An 18,345-nucleotide genomic window follows, 5' to 3' on the forward strand; every position below is an offset into this window, starting at 1 on the left:
CGCTTAACATACATATTATGAGTAAGAAATTAAAAATAGGATTATTTGGATTTGGGGTTGTAGGACAAGGATTAAACGACATCATCCGTAGTCAGAACCTAAATTTGGAAGTGGTAAAGATTGCGATCAAAAACCCTGAAAAGAAACGTACGTTAAATGCCAATCTTTTCACCACATCGCATGAAGAAATCTTAAATAATCCAGAGATTAACACTATTGTAGAGTTAATAGACGATGCAGATGCCGCTTTTAAGATTGTAAAAACGGCGCTGAAGTTGGGAAAAAATGTGGTATCGGCCAATAAGAAAATGATTGCTACCCATTTAGAAGAACTTGTACGTTTGCAGGCCGAGAACGGTACGTCGCTACTGTACGAAGGTGCGGTATGCGGAAGTATCCCCATTATTCGTAATCTGGAAGAATATTATGACAATGAACTTTTGCATGGAATTAGTGGAATTTTTAATGGTTCCTCGAATTACATTTTGTCGAAGATATTTAATGAAGGATTAGCCTATGAAACTGCGCTAAAACAAGCACAAGATTTGGGTTTTGCAGAAACCGATCCAATTTTAGATGTAGGTGGTTATGATCCCAAATATAAATTAACGATAGCAACAGCCCATGCTTATGGGTTATTTATTCATCCCGATAAGATTTTAAATATTGGGATCCAAAACATATCAGAGGCCGATATCCAATATGCCAAAGAGAAAAACTACAAGATAAAGTTAGTGCCAACTGCCCGCAAAATAAGCACAAAACAGGTGGTAACCTATGTGTTACCAAAGTTTGTGAAGGCTGATGATTTTCTTTACAATGTAGAAAACGAATATAATGGTGTAACTGTTCAGGCCGCCTTTGCTGATAAACAGTTCTTTTTTGGTAAAGGTGCAGGCGGGCATCCAACAGGCGCCGCAGTACTTTCAGACATCGCTGCGCTACGTTATGATTATCGGTACGAGTATAAAAAATACAATCAACAAAATGGTCTAATCCATACCGACAAGGTGAGTATCGAGGTGTATCTACGCTATGTACACGAGTACACTGTACAAAAACTACAGGTAGAAAATATCTCGGAACGTTTTTCTCGCAACGATTACAAATATGTAATTGGAAGTATCAGTCTAAAAAATCTAATCGCAAACCGCGATCTCCTTTTAAATAAAGACGTGTTTATTGCCCAAACTGGTAAATTAACGTATAGCCAGCAAGATATTGCAGCCATAGCCGAAGAGGCCGTATTAGCGAATTAATTTTATTTTTTGTTTTGTTTTGATTTGCAAGAAGCCTCGAGAAATCGGGGCTTTTGCTTTTTCGCTTGACGCCTTTGCGAGAGCCATCCTTCATGGCGCGAAGCAATCCCCTTTTAGGTTATGACATAATTAAACTGTAGCAGCAAGGCGATTGCTTCGTCGTGCCTCCTCGCAAAGCCGAAAAATTGTGTTTAATTAACTAATCTCCCTATTGATATCCCAGTTTTCTAGATAATCAGCTACGCGACGAACAAAAGAACCTCCAAGCGCACCATCAACTACCCTGTGATCATAAGAAAGGGATAGGAACATCATGTGTCTAATCGCAATTACATCACCAAACTCGGTTTCTAAAACCGCTGGTTTCTTTTTAATAGCCCCTACTGCAAGAATGGCAACTTGGGGTTGGTTGATGATTGGAGTACCCATCACATTCCCAAAAGAGCCCACATTAGTTAATGTAAATGTTCCATTTTGTGTTTCATCTGGTTTTAACTTAGAGTTACGAGCCCTCATCGCCAGATCATTCACCGCTTTTGTTAATCCTACAAGATTTAGTTGGTCCGCATTTTTGATTACCGGTACAATTAAGTTTCCACTAGGCAAAGCAGCGGCCATACCAATATTAATGTCGCGTTTTTTGATAATCTGATTTCCATTAACGGTAACATTAATCATGGGAAAATCTTTGATAGCCCTACTTACCGCTTCGATAAATATGGGCGTAAAGGTAATTTTCTCATTTTCACGTTGCTCAAATGCCTTTTTCACTTTGTCGCGCCACATTACCATGTTCGTAACATCAGCTTCTACAAACGAGGTTACGTGCGGTGAGGTCTGCTTACTCATTACCATGTGTTCGGCAATAAGCTTACGCATCCTGTCCATTTCTATTATTTCATCGCCACCAGAAACTGAAACTATCGGGTTGGACGGTTTTGATGTTGGAAGGTTTGCAGGTTGGTGACTTGGAACGTTTGAAGGCCGAGAGGTTGGAGTTGCCTCTTCGCTCTTGGCCCCCTGCCCTCGGCCTTTAGAGATATAACTTAATAAATCATCTTTGGTTAGCCGACCATCAGCACCGCTTCCTTTAATCTGAGACAATTCATCAATTGATATATTTTCTTGCGCTGCAATATTTTTAACCAGAGGTGAATAAAAGCGATCTGAATTTTTAAAATCGAGATAAGGTTTTTCTTCAATTTTTGTATCGGACAATTGGCTAACTCCTGGAATAGCAGTTATTACAGGTGATTTTTCTTCCACCATGTGTGGGATAGAATCGATTACCGGTTCTGGGCTTTCAGCAGGAGATTGTCCATTATTGTTAGATTCTGTTTCAATAATCGCTATTACGGCACCAACTTGAACTACATCATCTGTGGCGCAAAGTTGTTTCACTAATTTACCAGCTACAGGAGATGGAACTTCAGAATCGACCTTATCGGTAGCAATTTCTAAGATGGTATCATCTAACTGAATGGTATCACCAGGTTGCTTTGTCCATTTTATGATTGTAGCTTCAGCAACGCTTTCACCCATCTTTGGTAACAATAATTCGTATTGTGCCATATGCAATTATCTGTTTATTTTGGTCTCAACGGCAAAAATACACCTTTTTATGCACTTAATTCAAATCTTGTTTCAAGAGATTTAAAAGCATGGTTAAAGCTGCTGTTGCTGAGCGTTCTATATTTTGGATTCTCTTATTCGTAAAGTTAAATAATTTGGCAGTCACCTTATTTTTATTCGCGATAGCAATCCACACCGTTCCAACCGGCTTTCCGGGCATTCCACCATCAGGACCAGCAATACCGCTTACCGCGATTGCATAATCGGTATTAAACTGGGTAATTGCACCTTGAGCCATTTCTTTTACCGTTTGCTCACTTACCGCCCCAAACGTGGTTAAGGTTTCGTTTTTAACGCCTAGTACAGATTCTTTTAACTCGTACGAGTAGGTAACTGCACCACCGGCAAAAACCGCAGATGAGCCCGCATGTTGTGTTATTAGATGCGAAATGTATCCTCCTGTGCAGCTCTCGGCTGCAGAAAGCGTTAGTCCGTTGGACTTCATCAGATCCAAAATTGCTTTTTCGAGTGCAATATCTTCGGTTGCTGCTACATAAGGTTTGATCTGGTTTATTATTTGTTGCGCAAAATCATTCACCTCTTTTTTTAATGTATCTTCATCAGTACCGCTAGCTGATAATCTTAACCTAACCTGCCCTAATTTGGGCAAATAAGCCAATTTTATATGCTGTGGCAAGCTATCTTCTATACTTTCGATCTGTTGTGCTAGGAAAGACTCTCCTATACCAGTTGTTAAAATGGTTTGATGTATGATGTATGGCAAATTGAAAGAACGTTGCAATCTCGGCAAGATTTCATCCTCCATTAAATACATCATCTCAAAAGGTACGCCAGGCATGGAAACCACTATTTTACCATTTACCTCAAACCACATGCATGGAGCGGTACCATTTTTATTTTGGATAACGGTACATCCTTCAGGTACATCAGCTTGTCTAATATTCACATCAATCATTGGTCTATTGAACTTTGCAAAAATAGCTTCAACATTTTCTAATGTCGCCTGATCCCTTTTTAGGGGCATATTAAAATACTTGGATAAAGTTAATTTGGTAATATCATCTTTGGTTGGGCCCAATCCGCCTGTAATCAGAATAATGCTTGCACGTTTTTGAGCTTCGTCTAAGGCTGCCATAATATGCTCGGCATTATCAGAAACTGAAGTGATCTGCTTTACACTTACCCCTATTTTATTAAGTTCCTTGCCCATCCATGCAGAATTTGTATCTACGATTTGACCAATAAGGATTTCATCACCTATGGTAATTATTTCTGCAAACATATTATTGATATTTAGTATAGTAACCTTTGCGCTTGCTTAGTTTAAGGTCTTGAAGAATAGAGGCTTTAACTTTAATGTCTATTGAATAGCTTTGGTAAGCCCCAAATGGGATCCATTGCGCACTTAGATCCCAACAATGTAAGTCTCTGTAAATTTGAAAAGTTGTACCAGCAATGGTTCTTGCTTTAAAGTCGTATCCCGAGGTAAATTGAATTTTCCATTTCGGAGTTAAATTAAAATCACCATTAAAATTAAGTGTATTGCTAATGGTTCGGGTTGCTCGGATACTCAGGGGATTGTTATAATTAAAGCTATAAGAAATATTGATGTTCCATGGGATATTGAAATCTACAAATGCATTGGGATCCCTACTAATTGCAGCTAGCTGCTCACTTTGTTCATCTGTTCTTCCTGCTTGTAGTACTTGGTTCTGCACGCCTTGTAAGTTGTCGTTTCTGCTCTTCGCTGCTTTGGGATTAAAACTATAATCAAAAGACATGTTAAAGCTTACGAGCCTTGGCAGCCTACCTTTACTAAAAGTTAAATTTGCTGATTCATAATAATTTCTTGTGGGGGCGATCCCAGCGATTGTACTATTTAGCGTCGTATCTTCAACCAGATAGGGATTTAGTGTTCCTCCAAAGTTAAACCCAAGTTTTTCTGAGAACTGAGATCTCCCGCTAAATCCCAGTGGGGATAGGTACTTTTTATCTGCAGCTACAAAATTGTACGATCCAGAAATGGATAGTCCTTGAATAATGGCTATTTTTTTCTCCCCATCACCCAACGTATCTTTTGTTGAGGCTACTTTCAGCTCTACATTGTTATCTATCCCAAACCCGATGGATGCTGATTTTCCTCCACTTGGACCGCCATATATGCCCTGTTCAAAAATAGAATACTTAGCCACCTTTCCAAAACTATCGTACTTAAACCTGCTGGCATCGTCGCTGATCGGAATGCTTTTACCTGGTCTCAAATCATTGGTATAATAAACTTCCTCTTTATAATAGCCGTAACTTAATTTAGAAAAGTCGGGTTTGTAAGAAAAGCTGAACGATGGTGTCATTACATGCCTAATGGCTTTGAATTTACCGAGATTTTTAAATTCCTTTTTTGCATATAATTTGGTAGACATCCCCATGCTTAATGTATAATCTCCTGCACGTTGGAAACCCTTAGCGGTATCAATCAATAAAGTATCCAATCCACTAGGTAGCTTTATATTTTTATGTCGAACGGTTTGAAGATACCATCTTTCGGTATAATTTAAACTTGCGTTAAAGTTTAGATATTTAAGTAAATTAAAGGGTAAACTAATGGGAATGGTATGCATAGCCCCATTGGTAAATCTTTTTAAACCATCTTTCTGAAAAAGGAGATCTTCTTTTGTTGCCACGGTATTACTTGCAGCCAAACTATAACCAACAGTTAATTTTTGATACCATTTTTGGGTGCCTACACTGGTTTTTGAATTTAGCGGACTAATGGATGCCATGTTTAAGCTTATATCGGGCAACCTTAGGGTAATCGTTTTATCCCTTGTTTCTTGGCTATGGGCCAAAGACGTGGTTAAGTTAAATAACCCGTTTCCAAAAACTTTGCCGTATGCGATACTTGAACTCATTGTGTTACTTGCAATCAGATCTAAATCATAAGTTGCATTAGCCGCAGTATTTCCAAAATAACTACTGGTACCCGCATTAACTGAAGCACTAAAGGTTGTACCTGGGCGGGCAAGTGGATTTTGGGAATGGGTCCATCCAATATGAAAATCCTTTTTAGGCTTAAACTCTGCTGTACCCTCTAACCCATTTCTATTGCTAGAATAAGAGAGGTTAAAATTACCACCATAGAGATAACGTTTGGTATAATTGGTTGCTAAATTCAGATCATAAGAGCCGTTTGTAAAGATATTGCCAGTAATCTTAGCATCCCAATAATCATTTAGTGCCAGGTAATAGCCCCCATTTGTTAAAGAAAACCCCCGCGTAGCATCTTCACCTGGAGTGGGCAACAAAATGCCGGATGATTTTTTGTTGGGTTTGGGGAAAAAGGCAAAAGGAAATGCAATCGGTAAGGGAACTTGTTCAAATTCCATATAAAATGGACCAGTAATAATTTTATTCTCTGTGATAATCGCCTTTGTAAAGTGTATATCAAAATGGGGCTCCGGCAAATTACAGGTGCTAAAACGCTGTTGGAACGAATGTATTTCATTATCAGGTTGAACTTTAGCTATTCCGCCACTAAAAAAACCACCTTCCTGCTCTGTAAAAACACCACTCACTAAACCTTTTTTGGTTACGGTATTGTAAGAAATGGAGTCGGCATTGGAAGCTGCTTCCGTACCCATTTTAAAAATTGGTCGATTGGTATATTTACCAGCCTTATCTTTTACGCCCCTTGCAAAAAGGGTATTTGTTTTGGAGTCGAACCTGATGTAGGCAGCGTCAAGCTGAAATTCTTCATAAATAACACGGGCATTTCCATATAAATGCATTACCTTATTTTTCCTGTCTAACCGCACCGAGTCCTTTGCAGAATATTCGAGTTTCTCATCTAATGAGCTCTTGTACATTTTTTTCACAATTTTAGTCGTATCTTTCTTAGCAGAATCTTGTTGTTTAATTACCTGCTGAAAAAAGAAGCTAGAAGATGCACTTGCCCGATTACTAACGTTTGTTAATAAAAGAGCGCTAATTATGAAAATGATATTCCTTAAAAGTTTCAAATTTGTGTGTGAATGTTATTTTTGCAATAATCTTTATCCCAAAACGTTCAAAATTAATGAAAAATATACCATTGGTTAGGCCAAATGCAATTTTGATGGTACTTATTTGTACCCTATTATCATTAGTTATTGATAATCAATTACTTGCGCAAGAATACAAAATAAAAACAATTGTGATTGACGCTGGTCACGGTGGTAAAGATGGAAGCACTCGTGGAGAATATTCTACCGAAAAGGATGTGGCCTTAAAAACGGCATTGAGATTAGGCAAATTAATCGAAGAAAATATCAAAGACGTTAAAGTGATCTTTACCCGGAGTGATGATACTTTTATCCCGCTTTACGAACGTATTGCCATTGCCAATAATGCAAAAGCTGATCTTTTTATTTCTATACACTGTAACGATATGCCAGTGTATAGCACCCGCTATATCAGTGGGTACACCAGAGGTAAAAAGGGCAAAAAAATTCCCGTTTACAAAACCAGATATGCCAAAAGTACCTCAACCAAAGGGGTAGAAACCTTTGTATCTGGGAGTGGAAGGGTAAATGAACAAGATGCTGCGATTAAAAGAGAAAATGCATCTATCTTTTTAGAGGATAACTATAAAGAAAATTACGATGGATTTAACCCCGATGACCCTGAAAGTGTAATCATCCTTTCGTTGATGAAAAACACATTCAGAACGCAGAGTTTAAAATTAGCTAAAATGGTTCAGGACCAGTACGTGAGCGTGGGCAGGATCAACAGAGGTGTACAAGAAAAAAGTTTAGCTGTATTGGCACGTGCCGGAATGCCTGCTATTTTAACCGAAATCGGTTTCATTAGCAACCAAGGGGAAGAAGATTACATGAATTCTGAGGCAGGACAAATTGAAATTACTACTTGTTTACTGAAAGCAATTCAGGCCTATAAAATGAGCGTTGAAATATAATTGAGGATATTTATTGTAAATTTGTGCAAAATACTTTAGATGAAATTTAAGAACGCTCTAATTGCTCTCACTATTATTTCCTGTTATTTTAGCGTCAATGCTGCCTTTGGCCAGGGATATAAGATTAAAACCATTGTGATTGATGCAGGCCATGGTGGCGTAAAACCGGGCGCTGCCGGGAAATATTCACTAGAAAAAAATGTAGCGTTAAAGGTGGCGTTAAAATTAGGGAAGGCGTTGAATGAAGAATTGCCTGAGATCAAAATTATCCAAACCCGTAAATCAGACGTAGACGTAGACTGGTACCGCAGGGCTGAAATTGCTAATGAGGCAAAAGCTGATCTTTTTATTTCCATCCACTGTAATTCAATGGGTGGTAGCGATAGAACTACAAGAGGAACAGAAACTTTTGTAGGTGCTTACCGTAGAATTAACGAAATGGATGCAGGGATCAGGGAGAATGAGGAGATTATTAAAGATAAAAACTATAAAAAAGCAGGTACTTACGATCCTACAGACCCTGAAGAGTTAAATTTGTTATCTTTGTACAAATCTCTTTACCGAGCTAAAAGTCTGCTGCTGGCTAAGAAGATCCAAAAAAACTATACGGAAGTAAACAAAAGGGTTAACAGGGGTGTTAAAGAGCAAGGATTGCTAATTTTACAAAGAGCTGCCGTACCTTCTGTGCTTACCGAAATCGGGTTTATATCAAATCCCACTGAAGAGGATTATATCAACTCTGAAAGTGGTCAGGAAGAAATTGTAAGTGCAATTGTAAATGCGATCAAACAGTATAAAAAAGAAGTTGAGAATTAAATAAACATCAAACTACGTGAAGATAAAAAACGAAACCAAAGTAGGCGTATTAGCTGCATTTGCTCTTGCCTTATTAATTATTGGCTATAATTTTTTGAAAGGGAATTCTATATTTTCTAGCGAAACAGTATTATATGCCAGATACACGCAAGTTGATGGCTTAGGGGTTTCAAAACCTGTTTTAATTAATGGCTTTCAGATAGGAAGGGTTGATAAACTTGAACTTAAACCCGACGGAAGCATCATTGCAACCTTGAAAATTAAGGATGAATACCAAATTCCTATCAATACTCTTGCCCGATTAGAAAGTACTGATCTACTTGGAGGTAAGGCAATTGTTATGGTTTTAGGAAATAGCAAGGAATATGCGCAAGACGGTTATACCTTAAATGCGAACGTAGAAAAAAGCTTAATGGAATCGGTACAGCCCGTGCAAAAGAAAGCAGAGCTGATTATTACCAAAATGGATTCGATATTAACCAGCGTTAATTCGATCCTTAATCCAAATTTTCAGAAAAATGTGGATCGAAGCTTTACCAGCATAGCCTCTACCCTTGGATCGTTAGAAGCAACATCCAAAAAAGTTGATGCCTTAGTGGGTTCAGAAAGTTCTAAACTTTCGGGCATTTTATCTAATGTTGAGGCGATAACGGTTAACTTTAAAAATAATGGCGCTAAGATTGATGCCATTCTAGCCAACTTGAACACCGTAACAGATAGAGCTGCAGCTTTAAATTTCAAGCAAACAGTGGATAATGCGAATAAAGCTATCGCTGATCTTCAAGGAATGGTATCTGATCTAAAAGGGGGTAAAGGAAGTTTAGGTTTGTTGTTAAACGATACTAAAATGTACGATAACCTGACCAATGCATCCAAGAACCTTGATAATTTAATGATTGATCTGAAAGCAAATCCTAAGCGTTACGTTCACTTCTCTGTTTTTGGAGGAGGTAATAAGACGGACAAATAATGGAAAATGTGAAATGGTAGATGGAAGATGGGTGTCATTAGCTCTACATCTTCCATTTTCCGTATTCCCTATTACATGTTTATATCTGATAGGTATTCCCCTCTATCGCTAGTTCGGTTTTTTCGAAAACAGTTTGTGCTTCTTCCAGCAGGCCATTTAAGGTCTTATATCTAGACGAGAAGTGTCCGATTAGTAATTTCTTAGCGCCAACCATTTTAGCTACTTCTGCGGCCTGTAAAGCGGTAGTGTGATGAGTCTCTTTTGCTCTCTCGATCATATCATGCATAAAAGTAGCCTCATGATATAGGGTATCGCAGTTTCTTATACTTTCAAAATACTGTTCGTCAACTAAGGTATCCGAACAATAAGCATAAGATTTTGGCTCTGCAGAATCTGTGGTATAGTCTATATTCTTGATGATATTACCATTAGGCAAGGTCAGATCAACTCCTCTTTTTAATAAGGGATAAAGTTCGAGCGCAATCTCATCGCGTTCCAATCTTTCTATAAGCAGTTTGCGCAAACGTTTTTTCTCGGTAAATTTAAATCCAGTACAGGGAATGCGGTGGTTAAGGATAATGGTTTCTACCGTAACATCATTATTTTGGAAAATCACCGCTGATTGAGTAGGGTCGATCGAAAAATATACGAGTTCGTACTTTAATTTGGTGTCTGAATGTTTAAATTGGAGTGATAGGATTTCCTTGATCGCCTGTGGCGCATAAATATATAAAGGTTTTATCCGTCCATTGAGATGCATGCTAGAAAGCAGCCCAATTAATCCGAAATAATGATCACCATGAAGGTGACTAATAAAGATATAATCTATTTTAGAAGCTTTTAGTCCGAATTTGATGAGTTGTTGCTGAGTGCCTTCAGCACAATCGATCAGATAAAATTTTTCGTTACAATTTAATAACTGGGCTGTAGGATTTCTGCTGTATACCGGAGTAGCAGAGCTGCTACCCAAAATGGTTACTTCAAAGGTCATTAACTTTAGCCTTTATCTACGCTGCCACGTAATTCTTTCTCTATTTCCTCCATAAAAATCAGATCGGTAGCCTCATCTAATTTATTTACAAAAGTTATTGCCTGATGCAGGTTAGACATTTTTACGATACTTGCAATGCTATTGGTAACGCCCGAAACTACAAAAATGCCCCCTGCGCTTTTACATAGCCTGTCTCCTACTAATAGGCAACTTAAATCTTGCGAATCTGTACATTCCGCAACACCTGATAAGTCGAGCACAATATTGCGGTAGCCTTCTGTGTTTAATAAGATAAACTCAGATTTTAAAGCTGGTGTATTGTCGTTGGTGAACCTCGGTTCGTCCAATTTTAAAACAACATATTTTTCGTGTTTATCAGTAGAGAATTTCATGACCCTTGTATTTTTAATTCAAAACGAAAGTAACGATAATTATCGTGATTATAGGTTAGCTATTGCGTTTTTTACATTTTCCTCAATTCTATTCAAAATATTTGCTGAGGGATTTTTAATAAAGTTTTCGCCAGTAATCTGCTCATACAATTCGATGTAACGCTCTGAAATAGAATTCACAATCTCTGGCGTCATCACCGGAACCACCTGCCCTTCCTTACCTTGAAAATTATTTTCGATCAACCATTTTCTGACAAATTCTTTAGATAATTGCTTTTGTGCTTCTTTGTTTTTTTGTCTTTCATCGTATCCATCAGCATAAAAATAACGGGAAGAATCTGGCGTATGGATCTCGTCTATCAAGTAAATGGTATCTCCTACCTTACCAAATTCGTATTTTGTATCTACCAGGATCAGTCCACGTTCGGCAGCCATTTCGGTACCGCGTTGATATAAGGCGTGGGTGTAATTTTCCAGATTTTCATAGTCGACCATTGAAACAATCCCTTTGGCTAAAAGATCTTGTTTAGAAATATCTTCATCATGCCCAACAGCGGCTTTTGTGGTAGGCGTAATAATTGGTTTGGGTAATTTATCGTTCTCGCTCAATCCGTCGGGTAACTCTACACCACAAACACTGCGTTTACCGGCACTGTACTCACGCCAAGCATGACCGGCCAAATAGCCCCTAATTACCATTTCAACTTTAAACGGTTCACAAATCCTTCCTATCGTAACCATTTCATCAGGTATGTCCACTACCCAATTTGGCAAAATATCCTGCGTAGCAGCCAAAAACTTGGCAGCAATCTGGTTTAAAACCTGTCCTTTATACGGAATAGCTTCGGGTAAAACCACATCAAATGCCGAAATGCGGTCGGTAACTACCATTGCCATCAACCTATCGTTGATCGTATACACGTCACGTACTTTTCCTTTGTAGAAATTGGTCTGGTTGGGGAAATTAAAGTGGGTTTCTTTGATTGCTTTCATGTGTGGTAAAAGTACTATTTTAAAAGAAAATAAGAAAACGTTTAGCTAATTCATGGTTGATAGCCGGGATGTCGATGGGTTTTACCTTAAATAGCTATTTACTTTTTGGTTGATGGCTGATAGACCATGGGCAATGGTTTAGATACCTAGTGGGGAGATATAAAAAGTTTGTAAGCCTGTACCCCTTTTGCGACAATATTTGGAGTACTAAAATAGATTATCTAAAAGATGTCAGTCTGAGCGTAGTCGAAGACAAGTTACGCCCTTCGACAAGCAGTATAAATTCAGTCGTACCCTCGCCAAACTCAGGGTGACAATATAAAAACAAAGGGTATTAGATAAGCGCTTCCATTAATTGGTTCGAAGAAAAAGCACCAATTGTCTCATTTTTTAGTATCACCTTAACCAACTCACCTTTCTTGGTCAATTGCAAGCGACCTTTAAAAAGATGGGAATCATCCGTCGTTAAAAATTGATTTAATTTCTTAATTGTTTCTTTTCTGCACGCTAATTCCACATCAGCTTCTGACACAATAAGCCTAATCCTTTTATCCAATGCCTCAATAAATAAAGTAAGCTTATTGTTTAGGTTAATTTTAGTCATAGTTGATGGTTCATGGTTGGTCATAGTTCATAGTTCATGGTTCATAGTTCATAGTTGATGGTTCATGGTTCATAGATGAGTGGCTATGCATCCAATCCATGGACTATCGACTATGGACTGTCGACTACCTACTACTGTATATCCCCATAGGCCTTCAAAATCGCTTTCACCAATTTATGCCTTACCACATCGTCGCCATTTAGGTAAATCACATCAATTCCTTTAATTTCCGTAAGGATTCTAAGGGCATTATGCAAGCCTGATTGTGCTTTTTTAGGTAAGTCGATCTGGGTAATATCTCCGGTAACGATAAATTTGGCCGTTGGACCCATCCTGGTTAGGAACATTTTTAGTTGAAGATCTGTTGAATTTTGAGCTTCATCTAAGATTACAAAACAATTATCCAACGTTCTCCCACGCATAAATGCCAATGGTGCAACTTCAATTGTTCTATTTTCTAAATATAATTTCAACTTTTCCGGCGGGATCATGTCATCCAGCGCATCATACAGCGGGCGCAGATAAGGATCTACTTTCTCTTTCAGGTCGCCCGGTAAGAAACCCAAACTTTCTCCGGCCTCTACTGCCGGCCGTGTTAGTATGATCCTTTTGATTTCTTTGTTTTTTAATGCCCTAACGGCTAACGCAACGGCTGTATAGGTTTTTCCGGTTCCGGCAGGGCCGATAGCAAACAATACATCATTCTTCCCTATGCTTTCCACCATTTTACGTTGGTTAGCAGTACGAGCCTTAATGAGTAGGCCATGGTTGCCAAAAACAATTACTTCTCCGGTGTTAGCCGCAACAGCAGTTGCCTCATCGGCTTTGGCTGTGGTCCTTTTGGCACCGAGGATTGATTCTACATCGTTATGCGAAAGCGTGCGGTATTTTTCTAGGTGGGCAACTAATTGTTCGAACTTTTGCTCAAATGATTTCAATTCGGCCTCATCTCCAAGTGCCTTTACATCATTTCCTCTTGCTACGATTTTTAATTTTGGAAAAGCACTTTTGATTAACTCGTAATGCTCATTGTTGGCGCCCCAAAATTGTACCTGGTCTGTTGTTTCTAGTGTTAGCTTTAGTTCGTTCAAAATATTGTATTTTTATTTAGAAGTGTATATTTTGATTTAAAAATTGAATATTTGTAGGCGATTTGCCTCTACGCAAGAATAAGAATAAATATTGAATTTTTAATGGCCATTATTACATTAACAACAGATTTAGGTTCCAAGGATTTTTATCAGGCTGCTTTAAAAGGCAGTATCCTGAGTATCTTACCTACAGCTAACATTGTTGATATTACCCACGAAGTTCCTTCCTTTAATATTTCTTATGCCGCTTTCGTACTTAAAAATGCCTACCCTTACTTTCCTAAAAATACAGTACACCTTATCGGGATAGATTCTGTATTTAACGAAAATACCAAATACATCGCACTGCGCTATAAAGAACACTATTTTGTGGGTGCAGATAATGGCATTTTCTCCCTGCTTTTAGACGAAAAGCCCGATGAACTCGTAGAACTAAACATCATGCAGGACCTCAAATATCTACACTTTCCCCTGGTTGATATTTTTGTAAAAGCTGCCATACATTTAGCTAAAGGAGGCAAATTAAAAGATATTGGAATACCTACAGGAGATATTGAGCAACGAATGCTTTTGCACCCTGTTATAGAGCGAGATATCATCAGGGGAAGCGTAATTTACATCGATACTTTTTGCAATGTAATTACCAATATTACCAAAGATCTCTTTACGAAGATCCAGCGCAACCGCGACTTCACTTTATACTTTAGAAAAAGTGAGACTATCACCCAGTTAAGTTGGCATTATAACGAAGTTCCAGAAGGCGAAAAATTGTGCTTGTTTGGAATCAGCAATCACCTAGAAATTGCTATAAATAAAGGGAAAGCAAGCGGATTGTTGGGGCTACATTTAAGTGATATTGTAAGGGTTGAGTTTCATCCTTAGGAGATGATTGCACCGATAGAGATTCTAACTTTTCGCTTCGCGGATGATTACACAGATGGAAGGATTACACAGATTTTAGTTATTCTTCAAACTTTCGCTTCGCGGATGATTACACTGATGAAAGGATTACACCGATTTTAGTTTCTTGAAACTTTCGCTTAGCGGATGATTACACAGATGGAAGGATTACACGGATTTTAGTTATTCTTCAAACTTTCGCTTCGCGGATGATTAAACAGTCCCGATAGCTATCAGGAAATGGATTACACCGATTTTTAGTTATTTCTTCCACTCCAAACCTTTCAGCTACTTCAACTTTTCGCTTCGCGGATGATTGCACCCCTGCCTGCCGGTAGGCGGGGATGAAGATGATTTCACCGATTGAATTAAACGCGCTATACTTTTCACTTCCATCTTCCATCTTCCATCTTCCATTTTCCATCTTCCATCTTCCATTCGATCTTCCATCTTAAATTTTTCCTTATCTTCACCCATGCTTACTCGTATTGTAAAAATGCACTTCTCACCTACTTATATTAATGATTTTAAATCGCTCTTCGAAGCTACACGATCATTTATTGCTGATTTTGAGGGTTGTGAAGGCGTCAAATTATTACAAGACAAAATGGATGGCCAGGTATTTTTTACGGTTAGTTATTGGCAGTCGGCACAACATTTGGAGAACTATCGGAAATCTGAGCTTTTTGCGCAAACCTGGGCTAAAGTTAAGCCCCACTTTTTAAGCAAGGCCGAAGCTTGGAGCTTGGAAGAGATTAGCTAATCATCTAATTATTTAAACTTAAAAAAATGAAACATTTCTTTAAATCTTTACTTCTTTTTTTGGTGATTTCGTCTCCTATTTTAGCGCAAGACACTACCGCATATGAAATCCAGCGTTTAAAAATAAATGGATTGTTGGCAGAAAGAAGCGCAAAATTTGGGCAATATGATCAGAGCTTAAATGAAAAAACAGGGATTTTCGGCTTTCAAACCAAAAAGGATATTCGAAATTCAAATGACATTTTAAGACAAATCGCCATAAATGATAATAATATCTTTAAGGAACTAAAAATATTGCTCGATTATAAAGATTTACAGGTAGAACAGGTTAAAACAACCATCAACAATAGCACGGAAAGTATTCTAAACTATAGGAAGACGATTAAGGACCTGCAAACCCAAAATCAACAGCTGAGCGAAAAGCTAGATCGAGCAGAAAGTGCCAGTGCAACTGCCCATTCATTTATGTTTATATTCATAATCGGCTGTGCTGTATTAGGCTATTTTTTTTATATGCAATGGAAAAAGATCAAGGTTTATGAAAGAACAGGGGCTTAGTGGGAAGGGAGTTACACAATCCCATTTAACAACTATAAATTTAACAGCCACAGATTTTAAGAAGATTTATTTTTTTAATCTGTTCCAAAAAGGTGTGTTGACATAACTAACTTTCTTTTTTTGGGTAGGACGATCAGAATGGCCTAAAATGCGCAAGTTGTGGGTAGAAAATACATACAAATTAAAAAGCCACAGATTTTAAGAGGATTTTATCCTTTTTAATCTGTGGCTAACTCTTTATTTATTAAATAAATGGTCATCCCTTTGAGACAGATTTCAAGAGTATTAATCCTGTTAATCTGTGGCTAACTTAATTATTAGTGATTAGCTCTATTTCTTAACCAACTTTGACAACCTTCTAAAGGTTGTCAAAGTGATCAATAATCAAATTTGCTAATTCAGCCCCAATTCTCTCTTGAGCCTCATTGGTTGCAGCACCAATATGCGGTGTTAAGGATATTTTAGGATGGGTTAATAAGGCGGCAAGTGGTGTAGGCTCATTGTGGAAAACATCTAATCCAGCAAACGCTACTTTTCCTGAGTTTAAGGCCTCAATTAATGCTAATTCATCTATGGTACCTCCTCTAGAGCAGTTTACAATTCCAACACCAGGTTTCATGGCTTCAAATTCTTCAATCCCCAAGATTGGTTTATCGGCAAACGGCGTATGTAGCGAAATGAAATCACTCTGTGCAATGACTTCGGCTAGGCTCACTGTTTCTATAGGAATGTTAACCTCTATTCCACCTTGTAATTTTAAAGAAATATTGCCAATAAAAGGGAAAAGATCATATGCCAACACATTCATACCTAGCCCCAAAGCTACGGTGGCAGTTTCTCTACCAATACGCCCAAAACCAATGATACCAATGGTTTTACCTCTCAGTTCTACTCCTTTGGCATATGCTTTTTTAAGATCATTAAACTTTGTTGCTCCCTCTATCGGCATTTTACGATTAGAATCATGTAAAAACCGAATTCCAGTAAACAAATGCGAAAATACCAATTCGGCTACAGATAAAGAGGAGGCAGCAGGTGTATTAACCACATTTACCCCTTTACTTCTTGCATAATCCACATCAATATTGTCCATACCAACCCCTCCTCTACCAATTAAGCTAATATTCGGACAAGCATCTATCAGTGCCGCCCTAACTTTTGTGGCACTTCTTACGGTTATGGCATCATAATTTAATAAGGCTTGGGCCAGTTGATCTTGAGGGATGGTTTCAGTATCAACTACAAAACCTGCATCTTCTAGTAGTTTTTTCCCAATTGGGTCTATGCCATCATTGGCTAGGATCTTAATCATATCAAATTTATTTTACGTACTCATCGGATGACTATAGTCATCCGATGAGTTATTTGTTTTTGAATGTTTCTCTTCAAATTCTTGCATTAGATCTATCAATGCATGCACGCTTGTAATTGGCAGTGCATTGTAAATCGAGGCCCTAAAGCCGCCCACACTCCTATGTCCTTTTAAACCTTCAAAGCCATTATCATCCGCAAATTTTGCGAATGGCTTTTCCAATTCAGGATTTTCCATTACAAAACAAACATTCATCCTCGATCTATCTTCAACTGCACAAGTCCCTTTAAATAAGGTATTTCTATCTATTTCGGTATATAAGGCCTGTGCTTTGGATTTATTTTCCTTCTCTATCTCTGCAACACCCCCTTTAGATTTTAACCAATTAAGATTAAGCATAGCCACGTAGATGGCGAATACTGGTGGAGTGTTATACATCGAGCCCCCTTCAATATGCATTTTATAATCTAACATAGAGGGTATAGCTCTGCCTGTTTTACCTAAAATTTCATCTTTAACAATGACAACGGTAACCCCTGCAGGACCAATATTTTTTTGTGCCCCAGCGTAGATCAGATCAAATTTCGAAACATCGATTACCCTGCTCATGATATCAGATGACATATCGCAAACTACAGGCACATTAGTTTCAGGAAAATTGAAGATCTCTGTACCGTAAATCGTATTATTGGATGTGCAATGGAAGTAAGCACTATCAGTTGGAATGGTATAATCTTTAGGAATATAGGTAAAATTAGCCTCTTTTGAAGATGCCACAATATCGGCCTTGCCAAAAAATTTAACTTCTTTAATCGCCTTATTTGCCCATACACCTGTTTCTAGGTAAGCAGCAGATTTTCCTTCGGGCAATAAATTCATTGGAACCATGGCAAACTGCATGCTTGCACCTCCCTGTAAAAACAAAATGGAGTAACCCGACGGCACATTCAACAGCTCTTTCACCAGTTTAGTTGCCTCTGCCATTACCTCTTCAAACTCGGGGCTACGGTGCGACATTTCTAAAATTGATAAGCCATCTTTAAAATCTAAAATCGCCCTAGAGGCTTGTTTAAATACTTCTTGTGGTAAAATACAGGGGCCTGCTCCAAAATTGTGTCTCATTTCTTATCTAAAATTTATTAATATTTTAATC

The 18,345-nt window shown here is 38.1% G+C and carries 18 protein-coding genes; 7 read left to right on the forward strand and 11 right to left on the reverse strand.

Translation table 11 applies throughout. The annotated features are described in order from the left end of the window. The first annotated feature begins 17 nt into the window (after positions 1 to 17). Positions 18 to 1,259, forward strand: coding sequence for a homoserine dehydrogenase (locus AC6H0V_RS06230; RefSeq protein WP_497562854.1), 1,242 nt, complete (start codon positions 18 to 20; stop codon positions 1,257 to 1,259). 195 nt (positions 1,260 to 1,454) lie between these two features. Here AC6H0V_RS06230 and AC6H0V_RS06235 read toward each other — a convergent pair whose 3' ends face one another. The 3 genes from AC6H0V_RS06235 to AC6H0V_RS06245 are packed head-to-tail and all read right to left on the reverse strand — an operon-like array spanning position 1,455 to position 6,715. Further along, positions 1,455 to 2,831 carry a dihydrolipoamide acetyltransferase family protein gene (locus AC6H0V_RS06235; protein ID WP_497562855.1) on the reverse strand — a complete coding sequence of 459 codons (1,377 nt, stop codon included), beginning with the start codon at positions 2,829 to 2,831 and terminating at the stop codon, positions 1,455 to 1,457. Between the two features lie 55 nt (positions 2,832 to 2,886). Continuing rightward, positions 2,887 to 4,134, reverse strand: coding sequence for a competence/damage-inducible protein A (locus tag AC6H0V_RS06240; RefSeq protein WP_497562856.1), 1,248 nt, complete (start codon positions 4,132 to 4,134; stop codon positions 2,887 to 2,889). 1 nt (position 4,135) lies between these two features. After that, complete coding sequence (locus AC6H0V_RS06245; RefSeq protein WP_497562857.1) at positions 4,136 to 6,715, reverse strand: putative LPS assembly protein LptD; 2,580 nt, start codon at positions 6,713 to 6,715, stop codon at positions 4,136 to 4,138. 209 nt (positions 6,716 to 6,924) lie between these two features. Here AC6H0V_RS06245 and AC6H0V_RS06250 point away from each other — a divergent pair, with 209 nt between their 5' ends. Genes AC6H0V_RS06250 through AC6H0V_RS06260 form a run of 3 tightly spaced genes read left to right on the forward strand, consistent with a single transcriptional unit; the run spans position 6,925 to position 9,589 of the window. After that, positions 6,925 to 7,803: an N-acetylmuramoyl-L-alanine amidase family protein gene (locus AC6H0V_RS06250; protein WP_497562858.1), complete on the forward strand. Its 879-nt coding sequence runs from the start codon at positions 6,925 to 6,927 to the stop codon at positions 7,801 to 7,803. Positions 7,804 to 7,842: 39 nt separating this feature from the next. Continuing rightward, positions 7,843 to 8,619, forward strand: coding sequence for an N-acetylmuramoyl-L-alanine amidase family protein (locus tag AC6H0V_RS06255; RefSeq protein ID WP_497562859.1), 777 nt, complete (start codon positions 7,843 to 7,845; stop codon positions 8,617 to 8,619). A gap of 16 nt (positions 8,620 to 8,635) precedes the next feature. Continuing rightward, complete coding sequence (locus AC6H0V_RS06260; RefSeq protein WP_497562860.1) at positions 8,636 to 9,589, forward strand: MlaD family protein; 954 nt, start codon at positions 8,636 to 8,638, stop codon at positions 9,587 to 9,589. Between the two features lie 79 nt (positions 9,590 to 9,668). Here the strand turns inward: AC6H0V_RS06260 and AC6H0V_RS06265 are convergent, their stop codons facing one another. The 5 genes from AC6H0V_RS06265 to AC6H0V_RS06285 all read right to left on the reverse strand — a co-directional run bounded on the left by AC6H0V_RS06265 (position 9,669) and on the right by AC6H0V_RS06285 (position 13,660). Next, complete coding sequence (locus tag AC6H0V_RS06265) at positions 9,669 to 10,580, reverse strand: ribonuclease Z (RefSeq protein ID WP_497562861.1); 912 nt, start codon at positions 10,578 to 10,580, stop codon at positions 9,669 to 9,671. Between the two features lie 5 nt (positions 10,581 to 10,585). Beyond that, positions 10,586 to 10,972 (reverse strand): STAS domain-containing protein, encoded by a 387-nt coding sequence (locus AC6H0V_RS06270; RefSeq protein WP_497562862.1) that lies wholly within the window; start codon positions 10,970 to 10,972, stop codon positions 10,586 to 10,588. 48 nt (positions 10,973 to 11,020) lie between these two features. Beyond that, positions 11,021 to 11,965: a phosphoribosylaminoimidazolesuccinocarboxamide synthase gene (locus AC6H0V_RS06275; RefSeq protein WP_497562863.1), complete on the reverse strand. Its 945-nt coding sequence runs from the start codon at positions 11,963 to 11,965 to the stop codon at positions 11,021 to 11,023. Positions 11,966 to 12,299: 334 nt separating this feature from the next. Continuing rightward, positions 12,300 to 12,569: a hypothetical protein gene (locus AC6H0V_RS06280; protein WP_497562864.1), complete on the reverse strand. Its 270-nt coding sequence runs from the start codon at positions 12,567 to 12,569 to the stop codon at positions 12,300 to 12,302. A 131-nt stretch (positions 12,570 to 12,700) separates the two neighbouring features. After that, positions 12,701 to 13,660 carry a PhoH family protein gene (locus AC6H0V_RS06285; RefSeq protein WP_497562865.1) on the reverse strand — a complete coding sequence of 320 codons (960 nt, stop codon included), beginning with the start codon at positions 13,658 to 13,660 and terminating at the stop codon, positions 12,701 to 12,703. 102 nt (positions 13,661 to 13,762) lie between these two features. Between AC6H0V_RS06285 and AC6H0V_RS06290 the strand changes: the two genes are divergently transcribed. Continuing rightward, positions 13,763 to 14,542: an SAM hydrolase/SAM-dependent halogenase family protein gene (locus tag AC6H0V_RS06290; protein WP_497562866.1), complete on the forward strand. Its 780-nt coding sequence runs from the start codon at positions 13,763 to 13,765 to the stop codon at positions 14,540 to 14,542. A gap of 306 nt (positions 14,543 to 14,848) precedes the next feature. Here the strand turns inward: AC6H0V_RS06290 and AC6H0V_RS06295 are convergent, their stop codons facing one another. Next, positions 14,849 to 15,037 (reverse strand): hypothetical protein, encoded by a 189-nt coding sequence (locus AC6H0V_RS06295; RefSeq protein ID WP_497562867.1) that lies wholly within the window; start codon positions 15,035 to 15,037, stop codon positions 14,849 to 14,851. On the opposite strand from AC6H0V_RS06295, the gene AC6H0V_RS06300 reads away from it, so the two are divergent. Together AC6H0V_RS06300 and AC6H0V_RS06305 are read left to right on the forward strand one after the other, a co-directional pair. After that, complete coding sequence (locus AC6H0V_RS06300) at positions 15,036 to 15,323, forward strand: putative quinol monooxygenase (protein WP_497562868.1); 288 nt, start codon at positions 15,036 to 15,038, stop codon at positions 15,321 to 15,323. The genes AC6H0V_RS06295 and AC6H0V_RS06300 overlap by 2 nt on opposite strands. 26 nt (positions 15,324 to 15,349) lie before the next feature. Further along, complete coding sequence (locus AC6H0V_RS06305; protein WP_497562869.1) at positions 15,350 to 15,880, forward strand: hypothetical protein; 531 nt, start codon at positions 15,350 to 15,352, stop codon at positions 15,878 to 15,880. Positions 15,881 to 16,238: 358 nt separating this feature from the next. Here the strand turns inward: AC6H0V_RS06305 and AC6H0V_RS06310 are convergent, their stop codons facing one another. Then, complete coding sequence (locus AC6H0V_RS06310; RefSeq protein ID WP_497562870.1) at positions 16,239 to 17,192, reverse strand: NAD(P)-dependent oxidoreductase; 954 nt, start codon at positions 17,190 to 17,192, stop codon at positions 16,239 to 16,241. A gap of 12 nt (positions 17,193 to 17,204) precedes the next feature. After that, a complete protein-coding gene (serC, locus tag AC6H0V_RS06315; RefSeq protein WP_497562871.1) occupies positions 17,205 to 18,314 on the reverse strand; it encodes a 3-phosphoserine/phosphohydroxythreonine transaminase in 1,110 nt (369 codons plus the stop codon). Positions 18,315 to 18,345 lie beyond the last annotated feature (31 nt).

The organism is Pedobacter sp. NO84 (genome assembly GCF_059703915.1).